General features: G+C 35.6%; 7 protein-coding genes. 6 read left to right on the top strand and 1 reads right to left on the bottom strand.

Features of this window, described 5'->3' with window-relative positions; genetic code table 11:
* A partial coding sequence (locus Q0L29_RS03070; protein ID WP_296618982.1) for a class I tRNA ligase family protein occupies positions 1-696 on the bottom strand: 696 nt, incomplete at its 3' end.
* Positions 697-913: 217 nt separating this feature from the next.
* Between Q0L29_RS03070 and Q0L29_RS03065 the strand changes: the two genes are divergently transcribed.
* The 6 genes from Q0L29_RS03065 to Q0L29_RS03040 all read left to right on the top strand — a co-directional run.
* On the top strand, positions 914-1687 hold the full coding sequence (locus Q0L29_RS03065; RefSeq protein ID WP_296618980.1) for a hypothetical protein: 774 nt from the start codon (positions 914-916) through the stop codon (positions 1685-1687).
* A gap of 184 nt (positions 1688-1871) precedes the next feature.
* The gene (locus tag Q0L29_RS03060; protein WP_296618978.1) at positions 1872-5321 is read left to right on the top strand and encodes a pyruvate carboxylase; all 3450 of its coding nucleotides are present in this window, start codon (positions 1872-1874) and stop codon (positions 5319-5321) included.
* Positions 5322-5510: 189 nt separating this feature from the next.
* Entirely contained in the window at positions 5511-8285 is a 2775-nt protein-coding gene (gene acnA, locus Q0L29_RS03055; protein WP_296618974.1) for an aconitate hydratase AcnA, read from the top strand.
* Between the two features lie 250 nt (positions 8286-8535).
* Positions 8536-9033: a T9SS type A sorting domain-containing protein gene (locus Q0L29_RS03050; protein WP_296618973.1), complete on the top strand. Its 498-nt coding sequence runs from the start codon at positions 8536-8538 to the stop codon at positions 9031-9033.
* 10 nt (positions 9034-9043) lie between these two features.
* Positions 9044-9712: an outer membrane beta-barrel protein gene (locus Q0L29_RS03045; protein ID WP_296618972.1), complete on the top strand. Its 669-nt coding sequence runs from the start codon at positions 9044-9046 to the stop codon at positions 9710-9712.
* Positions 9713-9737: 25 nt separating this feature from the next.
* A partial coding sequence (locus tag Q0L29_RS03040; RefSeq protein ID WP_296618970.1) for a hypothetical protein occupies positions 9738-10583 on the top strand: 846 nt, incomplete at its 3' end.

The raw sequence follows: 10583 nt of genomic DNA, 5'->3' as shown, positions 1-10583 counted from the left end.
CTGCAGACCTTGATTCAACCAGGAACTGCATTGTCCATAAACATTAGATTTCCATTTGCCTTTTTTGCCTTCAATCAACCATTGTTCCATCCACTCCTGGTACTTATCCAAAGGAAGAAACCAGTGTTTGGTGCTTTTTATGATAGGTGTTTTTCCGCTTAGGGTGGAAACCGGATTAATCAAATCTGTGGGATTTAATGTGCTACCGCATTTTTCGCATTGGTCTCCATATGCTCCCTCGTTTCCGCATTTTGGACATGTACCTGTAATGTAGCGGTCTGCCAAAAATTGATTGAATTCCTCATCATAGTATTGCTCACTTTCGCGTTCTACAAATTCGCCTTTCTCATATAAGTTAGTAAAGAATTCCTGTGAAAGCTCATGATGAGAGGGGGCTGAAGTCCTATGATACATATCAAAAGCAATTCCGAATTTCTCAAATGTGATTTTGTTCAATTCGTGATATTTGTCAATAATCTCATTAGGTGTAATTCCTTCTTTTTTAGCACGAATGGTGATGGCAGCTCCATGCTCATCACTTCCGCACATGAAAGCCACTTCTTTTTTGCGCAATCTTAAGTAGCGCACGAAAATATCAGCAGGCAAATAGGCGCCTGCTATATGTCCAATATGTAAAGGTCCATTGGCATAGGGTAATGCCGCTGTAATGGTATATCTATTATTCAATTTTTGCATTGCTTGTAATTTGTGGCAAATATAGGAAGAATATGAAGAGAACGATAGCTAACAATACCAATTTGCATATACAAAAAGGAAATAGATTTAAGTTGAGACTCAGTTATAAGGGTACATTTACTATAATTGGTTTATTTTTATTAAATTAATAATTGATAGCCTTTATTTATTAAGAGTTAGATAACTTAATTTTTATAGTTCTCATTGAAAAATTGGTATGAAAAACATAGACTGGAAAAATCATCTTATATCCTTTTTAAGTGCTCTTATAGGTTTGGTTATTGCTTTCCGTTTAGAGGAATACAGAGAAAACAGTGAAGAAATGGATAGGCTTGAAACCGCTTATGAACTGGTTATTAAGGAAATAGAGAGTAATATAAAAATCTATGATGACAATGTTACTGAAATAGGGTATTGGTTGATATATTATGAAGCTGTCAAAGATTTAGTAGATGGAAAGGCTTATAGTATTGAAATACCATTGAAAACTTATAATATAATTCATATGGATAGTACTAAGCTAGGTAGGTTAACATATATTAAAATTATTGAAACGGGTGAGAAAGGATTGGCAAAAGAATGGATAAATCAAGACTTAGTTGTTGATTTCAAAGGGGATTCAACTGTCAAATTAAGTATAGCGGATTCATTAAGTGGGCATGTAGAATTAAATATTCCTGTAGACTACCTTCCTAAAGCTGGAATTTCTACAAGTGCATGGAAATCAAGCGTAAATTCAGGAATATTTACAAAATTATCTCCTTTGAAATTAAGTAATTTAACCAAAGTATATTACTGGATTGAAAATAACCTTGGAAGAAATGAATATGAATTTTATGAAGATATGATTAAAATTGATGAAGATGAATTTGATGATATTAATAGGATTTACTACACTTATAAATTATTGCATGAAGTTCAACAAGTAAAACTACAAAGAATCAAACCTCTTTTTAAGGAAATTGTGAATAAAAAAAATGACGTTAAATAGATATTTCTTGTAATTATCTTTTTTTTGGAGGTAATTACAAATAAGGGGCAATTGCTTCAGTTTCCTTACTATTTCATCTTTTAAACCCAATTTCATATCAATTTCTTTCCCTTTCTCGTTAACCCTTTTTATATTCAACATCCTTAAAATAAGAGCTTAAAATCAGTCCATTGAAAACATCATTATGACAACGAAACTTTTTGAAATCAATAAATTATTAGTAGCAAACAGAGGTGAAATTGCAATACGTGTGCTTCGAGCTGCATCGGAACTCCGAATTCGAACGGTCGCAGTTTATACTTATGAAGACCGATATTCACTGCATAGATATAAATCAGATGAAGCTTACCAAATTGGGAAGGATGATGATCCTCTAAAGCCTTATTTGGATATAGAAGAAATCATTAGTTTGGCTAAACATAAAGGAGTGGATGCCATCCATCCTGGTTACGGTTTTCTTTCTGAAAATGTAAAATTAGCCAGAAGATGTAAAGAAGAAGGGATCATATTTGTTGGTCCGGAGCCAGAGGTAATGAATGCCTTGGGAGATAAAGTAAGAGCCAAGGATATTGCTGTTAAAGCCAATGTACCCATAATAGAAGACAGTAAAATTGATTTAGTAGACACCAAAACGGCTCTTGAAGAAGCGGAAAGAATCGGTTATCCAATTATGGTGAAGGCCGCTGCAGGTGGTGGTGGTCGAGGAATGCGGGTGGTACAGAATAAAGACCAGCTAAAAACCGCTTTCTCTGATTCTAAAAGTGAAGCTGGAAATGCATTCGGTGATGATACTATCTTCCTGGAGAAATATATTGACCATCCAAAGCACATAGAGGTGCAAATTATGGGTGATAATTATGGCAATATTGTCCACTTGTATGAACGAGATTGTTCTGTTCAAAGAAGATTTCAAAAGGTGGTGGAAGTCGCGCCTTCAGCCAACCTTTCCGAGGAAACTCGAGATAAGTTGTACGAATATGCATTAGCCATTACCAAACAAGTCAAATACAATAATGTTGGAACAGTTGAGTTTTTGGTGGATAAAGAAGAGAACATCTTTTTTATTGAGGTTAACCCAAGAATTCAGGTAGAACACACTATCACGGAGGAAATCACAGGAGTTGACATTGTTCGTTCACAAATATTAATCGCTAAAGGACATGCACTGGATGACCCAAGGATTTATATTCGAAGTCAGGAGGATGTGACATGTAATGGTTTTGCTATTCAATGTAGAATTACCACTGAAGATCCTGAAAATGGCTTTAAGCCGGATTACGGAACTATCATTGCTTACAGAAATGCAGGTGGATTTGGAATTAGAATAGATGAAGGAAGTTCTTATCCGGGCGTTAATATTTCACCTTTCTTTGATTCCATGTTGGTGAAAGTCTCTTCACATGGCAGAACTTTACGAGGAGCAGCGCAAAGATTAAATAGGGCATTACGAGAATTCAGAATAAGAGGGGTGAAAACCAATATTGGGTTCTTAGAAAATGTTATTTCTCATCCTACTTTTTATAATGGGGAATGTACCGTTAAATTCATAGATGAAAATCCAGACTTATTTATAATCAATCAGAAATTTGACAGAGGAACCAAAACGCTTCGTTTCATTGCGGATGTCAGCATTAATGGACATCCTGATGTTAAAGTAAAGCAAGAAAATAAATCATTCCGTCATCCTACAATTCCTGATTATGATAAATATGGAGCTTATCCGAAAGGGACTAAGAATATATTGACAGAATTAGGCCCTGAAAAATTTGCTGATTGGCTGAAAAAAGAAAAGGCAATTCATTATACGGATACCACTTTTAGAGATGCCCACCAATCCTTGTTAGCAACTCGTATGCGTGGTATAGACATGATGAAAGTGGCAGAAGGATATGCTAAAAACAATCCTGAGATATTTTCTATGGAGGTCTGGGGCGGTGCGACTTTTGATGTATGCATGCGCTTTCTACATGAAAATCCATGGGAAAGATTAGCGAAGTTCAGAAGAGCAATGCCTAATATTCTTTTACAGATGCTACTGAGAGGTTCGAACGCTGTGGGATATAAGGCTTATCCTGATAATTTGATTGAGAAATTTATTGAAAAATCTGCTGATACGGGTATCGATATATTTAGAATATTTGATTCTCTTAACTGGCTGGAGGCGATGAAGGTCAGCATCAAAACGGTAAGAGAAAGAACCAATTCAATTGCTGAAGCTGCTATTTGCTATACAGGAGATATACTTGATCCTGAGCAAAAGAAATATACACTCGATTACTATATCGATTTTGCTAAGCAATTAGAGAATGAAGGAGCTCATATTATTGCAATCAAAGATATGGCTGGTTTATTAAAACCTTATGCCGCTAAAGAATTGATTTCTGCCTTAAAATCAGAAATCAATTTACCGATTCATTTGCATACTCACGATACTTCTTCAGTTCAATCTGCTACTTATTTGCAAGCAATTGAAGCAGGTGTGGATGTAGTGGATGTTGCTTTAGGAAGCATGTCAGGACTGACCTCTCAACCTAATTTTAATTCCGTAGCTAGCTATATGCAAGGACAGGAGCGCGAGCAAAAATTGAATATTAATTCTTTGAATGATTACTCTACATATTTTGAGTATGTAAGAGAATATTATTACCCATTTGAGTCTGGATTAAAAGCCGGAACTGCTGAGATATATGATAATGAAATTCCTGGTGGACAATATTCAAATTTACGTCCTCAGGCAAATGCATTAGGTTTGGGCAATAAGTTTGAAACCGTTAAGAAGAATTATGCACTGGTCAATAAAATGTTTGGTGATTTAGTAAAAGTAACACCTTCCTCCAAGGTAGTAGGGGATATGGCACTTTATATGACCTCCAATAATTTGACGCCTGACGATATTTTCGAAAAAGGACATACCCTTTCTTTCCCTGATTCGGTAGTTGATTTATTCCGTGGTGAATTAGGGCAACCTGTGGGTGGTTTCCCTGAAAAATTGAGTAAAATAATTCTAAAAGGAGAAAAACCATTTACCGATAAGCCAAATAAACATCTGGAGCCTGTAGACTTTAAAAAGGAGATGACGGCTTTCAAAAAGAAATTTGATGGACATGACGATGAATTGGATTTACTTGCTTACTTACTTTATCCTAAAGTTTATGAGGATTTCTATAATCATGAACAGCAATACGGTGAGGTGGGCTATATACCGACTTTAGCATTCTTTTATGGCATGAAGAATGGAGAAGAGATTTTGGTGGAAATATCGGAAGGTAAAAGCATAATTATTAAATTACTTTATATATCAGAACCAAATGAAGAAGGCTTAAGAACGGTTTCTTTTGAACTGAACGGACAAACTAGAAGAATTAAAATAAAAGATAATTCTGCAAAGGTTGATAAAGTAACCAATCAAAAAATATCAAGCGAAAATGAGATAGGAGCTCCATTACAAGGGAAATTGGCTTCTATTAAAGTAAAACCAGGAGATGAGGTAACGGAAAATACTGCTTTATTCGTAATTGAAGCGATGAAAATGGAATCATCTATTACCGCTCCAAGAGCAGGAACCGTGAAAGCAGTTCACCTAAAATCAGGAGATATGGTGCAGCAGGATGATTTGGTGGTGAGTTTGGAGTAATAGCTAAACATTTACCAAACTTAGGCAGTATAAATACTATAGTTAAGGTCAGTTCGGAATGGAATCTACAATTAAAACACATTAATTGGCTTGCCCAAGCGTCTCGCTTGTGTACCTCCACTTAATAGTTGTTAATCTATTTTATTGACCTATTCACTAATTATAAAACTAGAACTAAACTTTTTCACCATGCATAAAGATCCATACAAAATTGTTAAAGAGCTTGACAGTAAAAAAGGAAAGCTTAAATACTACAGCCTTACTGAATTACAAAAACAAGGACATGATATAGATAAGTTGCCTTTTTCCATCAGAATTCTTTTAGAAAATGCGGTAAGAAATTTTGATGATTTTGCCATCACTAAAGAAAATGTTGAAACACTTCTTAACTGGAAACCTGAGGCTTCAGATAAAGATATCCCTTACAAACCTGCGAGGGTTTTAATGCAAGATTTTACGGGTGTACCTGCCGTTGTGGACATTGCATCCCTTAGAGCCGAAGCAGTTCGTAAAGGTAAAGATCCCAAAAAAATTAATCCGTTAATTCCGGTTGATTTGGTAATTGACCACTCCGTTCAGGTAGATTATTTCGGAACCAATTATTCTTATGCAAAAAATGTAGATAAAGAATATGAAAGAAACGGAGAGCGTTATCAATTCCTAAAATGGGCGCAAAAAGCTTTTGATAATTTTTCAGTTGTGCCTCCGGGCATGGGGATTTGCCATCAGGTGAATTTAGAGTATTTGGCAAAAGGCGTAATCGACAGAGATGGCTATGTTTTTCCTGATACTTTAGTGGGTACGGATTCTCACACCCCTATGGTCAATGGAATAGGTGTAGTAGGCTGGGGAGTTGGTGGAATTGAAGCAGAAGCCGCTATTTTAGGTCAGCCTATTAATTTTATTATGCCTCAAGTAATAGGATTAAAATTAACAGGAGAATTGCCGCTTGGAACTACTGCCACAGATATGGTTTTAACCATTACTCATTTGTTGAGAAACCACGGAGTAGTTGGGAAATTTGTAGAGGTTTTCGGTCCGGGATTAGATAAATTGACTATCCCAGATAGAGCTACTATTTCTAATATGTCTCCAGAATTTGGTTGTACGGTCACTTATTTTCCGGTAGATGACCAAACGCTCTCTTACATGGAGAAAACGAATCGTTCCCAAGAACAGATTGATTTGGTGGAGAAATATGCTAAATCTAATATGATGTGGAGGGAAAATGAAGATAAAATCAATTATTCTACTGTTCTGGAATTAGATTTAAGCACTGTTGAGCCAACTGTTTCTGGTCCCAAAAGACCACAGGATAAAATATTAGTGAGAGAATTTGAGGATAAATTTAAAGGTTTACTCAAAGAAGAACACGGACGAAAATATCTTGGATTTAATGAGAGACAAGTAAGCAGATGGTATGCAGAAGGTGGGTCTCAAACTGATGAACAAACAGAACAAGTGGGTGATGATGTAGACATCGAGGAAAAGGAAACCAATGGCTTAAAAACGGTTAAAATTAAAACTCATAATGATGAATTTAGTCTGAGCGATGGATCAATTGTTATAGCGGCCATTACTAGTTGCACGAACACATCCAATCCAAGTGTAATGTTAGGTGCTGGGTTAGTGGCACAAAAGGCTATTGAAAGAGGAGTTGATGTTAAGCCTTGGGTAAAAACCAGTTTAGCTCCGGGTTCTAAGGTAGTGACTGATTATCTGGAAGCAGCAGGCCTATTAGATGATTTGGAAGCATTGAAATTCCATGTAGTAGGTTATGGATGTACTTCCTGTATTGGTAATTCAGGTCCATTACCGCCACACATCGCCAAAGCAGTAAAAGAAAATGATTTGGTGGTTTCTTCTGTTCTTTCAGGAAATAGAAACTTTGAAGCTAGGGTTCACCCTGATGTAAAGATGAATTTTTTAATGTCTCCTATGTTGGTGGTGGCTTATGCTATTGCAGGTAGAGTAGATATTGATTTAAATAATGATCCACTAAGCTATGATGTAAATGGTGAACCGGTTTATTTAAAAGACCTATGGCCTACACAAGATGAAATCTTTGATGTAATGCGAAAAGTGCTTTCACCTGATTCTTATAAAAAGAATTACGGAGAAATTTTCGATGGAAATGAGCAATGGAGAAATATGAAAGCACCTGATTCAGAGGATTATAAATGGGATGATAAATCCACTTATATTAAAGAAGCACCATTCTTTAAAGGTATAAGTGCAGATGCTGAAGATTTCGAGGATATCAATGAAGCTCATGTTCTATTGAAATTAGGAGATTCTATAACAACAGACCATATTTCACCAGCAGGAGCATTTGCAGAAGATAGCCCTGCAGGAAAATACCTTAAAGGAAGAGGAGTGGAGAAAAAAGACTTCAACTCTTATGGTTCTAGAAGAGGGAATGATGAAGTGATGACGCGCGGAACTTTCGCTAATGTGAGGATTAAAAATCAGTTGGCTGAAAAGGAAGGGGGGTATACTAAGCATATTCCTTCCGGGGAAGAGATGACTGTTTTTGATGCAGCTCAAAAATATAAAGAGAATAATACTCAATTAATAGTCTTAGGTGGAAAAGAATATGGTAGTGGTTCTTCCCGTGACTGGGCAGCAAAAGGAACTTACTTATTGGGTATTAAAGCTGTGATTGCTGAAAGTTATGAGCGTATTCATAGAAGTAATTTAGTGGGTATGGGCGTATTGCCATTACAATATGCTGATGGGGAATCTGCAGAGTCTCTAGGTTTGGATGGTTCTGAGAAAATATCAATAAGTGGTATTAGTGAAGGTTTATCTCCTTCCAAAAAACTTTCAGCAGTAGCCAAAAAATCAGATGGAAGTGAAGTTGAATTTGAAGTATTGGCTAGACTTGATTCTCAAATTGAAGTGGAATATTATAAGAATAAAGGTATTCTGCAGTATGTACTGAGAGACTTTCTAAGGAAATAAATCATATTAAGTAATAAGTTTTACGTAAATAATAGAAGCCTGTCTACTAATAATGGACAGGCTTTTTTTGTGGTCGTAAAGAAAATACAAAAAAATTTTATTTTTATTTTTACTGTGGTAATTAACACATTTTCAAGTTATTATAATTGAGTTACTCTGCTTTACTATTAAAGTTTTAATCGAATTAAATAATCTTTCCAACCCTTTTTTAAAACCCTTCGTCTAAGGGGAAATTTAAAAATAAAACTCTATGAAAAAACCAAAAACAAGTACTACAATTTTCCTTTTCCTGTGCGCTTTGCTGTTTATTAATGGAATAGCACAGGCGCAGAGTGTCAAAAGACAGGTAGTATCGAGTATGGGGCCCCCGGTCCATAATCAATCAAATATAAAATTTACAGTGGGTCAGCCTTATGCTACCAATGTTTATGAAACGACCGAATTTAGTTTTCGGCCTGGCTTCCAACAAGCGGTGAGTAAGAAGGAAAAAGTTAGCAAAATTTCAATACCATTTTCAGCTAATGTATTTCCTAATCCTGCACATAATTCTTTTTCCATTAACCATAATTCTACAGTGGAAATAGTAGAAGTGAAAGTTCATGATTTAAGTGGAAACTTAATTTATGAGGAAAATGGAGAGAATGTGACCACCATAAAATCTGATAATTGGAACGAGGGGATTTATATGGTAATTATGATAAATAAAGCAGGTAATTTATCCACTACAAAAATTAATATTCAACATTAAAACTAAGATTATGAAAAATATATTTTTACAGAAAAAGAAATTATTGATAATGGTGACCTTATTTCTGATGGGGTCAGTGGCTCAGGCTCAGCTTTCGGGTATATCTATAGAAGCCTCACAACAGTTTTCCAATTTCAGCTATCAAAATAGTGATGGATTGGGAGGCAAAAGTTTTCTAGGAAGCGATGAATATACAGGAATATATGCAGGTGGTTACAACTTAGGCTATCGCATGACTACTTTAGATAATATTGTTATTCGTGCAAGTATTGGCATGAGAAGAGCAGGCGCAAGTTTAGTCTTCGAAGATATTGTGAATACATGGTCATTTCAGTATGCTGATTTCAGAGCAGCAGCAGGTTATGAGTACGGATTAGGTGATAAGCTAGGTATTTACTTAACTGCGGGTCCTTATGCCGCCTATTTATTACGTGCATCTCAAACCAGAAATGATGTTGATTATAATTTGAAAGAAAATGGAGAAATCAATACTTGGGATTTTGGTATAGTAGCATCACCAGGAGTTAAATATCAAGTGTCAGATTTTATTGATGTTTATGCCGAAGCAGATTATTTATTTGGATTAAAAAATTTGGAAACTAATGCTGCCGATACTGGGCAAGAAAGCTATAATGTAGGCTTAGCTATTTCATTGGGTGTAGTTTTTATCATTGAGTAATAACAAAATTTAAAATTTCGCAATTATGAAGAATATATATAAAATAATAATGTTAGTAGCAGTAGTTTTAGCTGCTCAGCCGGTTTTGGCTCAAAATATTGGTAATTTAGATGGTATTAGTTACCAGGCAGTTGCCATAGATGATCAAGGAAAAGAAATTGTAGGGGTTGATATTGAAGGTAATCCTGTAAATGAAAAATCTATAGATGTTCGTTTTACCATTCAAAAAGGAGAATCAGGACCTATTGAATACCAGGAAGAACATACTACGAATACTGATGAGAGTGGTCTTTTTTCATTGACCATCGGAAAAGGTGAATTAACAGGTCAGGGTGAATATTCACATCTGATGGATATACCATGGATTGATGCAGACCAGTGGCTTCAGGTAGAAATAGCTATTGAAGGAAGAGAATACAGAATGGTGAGCTTACAGAAATTTATGAGTGTGCCTTATTCTTTCTATACTGATGATATAGCTGATAATGCTATAACTACAGATAAAATATTGAATGAAACCATCATAAATGAGGATGTTGCTGAAGGTGCTATAGACTCAAGAACTATCTTAAATGAAACTGTAGTTAACGAAGATATAGCTAATTCAACTATTGATCTTACTACTAAAGTGACTGGTGTACTTCCTGTTCCTAATGGAGGTACTGGTACAGATTCACTAACTGCCAACAGTTTGATATTAGGAAATGGCACAGATTCTCTTGTATCTCTTGGTCAGGCTACTGACGGACAAATCCCAATCGGTGCAACAGGTGGCACTCCGGTATTAGCAAATATCTCAGCAGGTACAGGAATTATAGTAAATAATACTGCAGGAGGAATTGAAATTTCCTCAGGTGTACAAGGTGTAAAT

Origin of the sequence: Marivirga sp. (assembly GCF_024636815.1) — a bacterium.
In the GTDB taxonomy this organism is placed as follows: domain Bacteria; phylum Bacteroidota; class Bacteroidia; order Cytophagales; family Cyclobacteriaceae; genus Marivirga.
The sequence above is the reverse complement of the archived record's forward strand: the minus strand, read 5'-3'. Positions and strand labels throughout refer to the sequence as shown.

What these genes read in the sequence shown, in the direction of transcription:
- Q0L29_RS03065 (WP_296618980.1), top strand. Translation starts at nt 914, where the DNA reads ATGAAAAACATAGACTGGAAAAATCATCTTATATCCTTTTTAAGTGCT.
- Q0L29_RS03060 (WP_296618978.1), top strand. Translation starts at nt 1,872, where the DNA reads ATGACAACGAAACTTTTTGAAATCAATAAATTATTAGTAGCAAACAGA.
- acnA (WP_296618974.1), top strand. Translation starts at nt 5,511, where the DNA reads ATGCATAAAGATCCATACAAAATTGTTAAAGAGCTTGACAGTAAAAAA.
- Q0L29_RS03050 (WP_296618973.1), top strand. Translation starts at nt 8,536, where the DNA reads ATGAAAAAACCAAAAACAAGTACTACAATTTTCCTTTTCCTGTGCGCT.
- Q0L29_RS03045 (WP_296618972.1), top strand. Translation starts at nt 9,044, where the DNA reads ATGAAAAATATATTTTTACAGAAAAAGAAATTATTGATAATGGTGACC.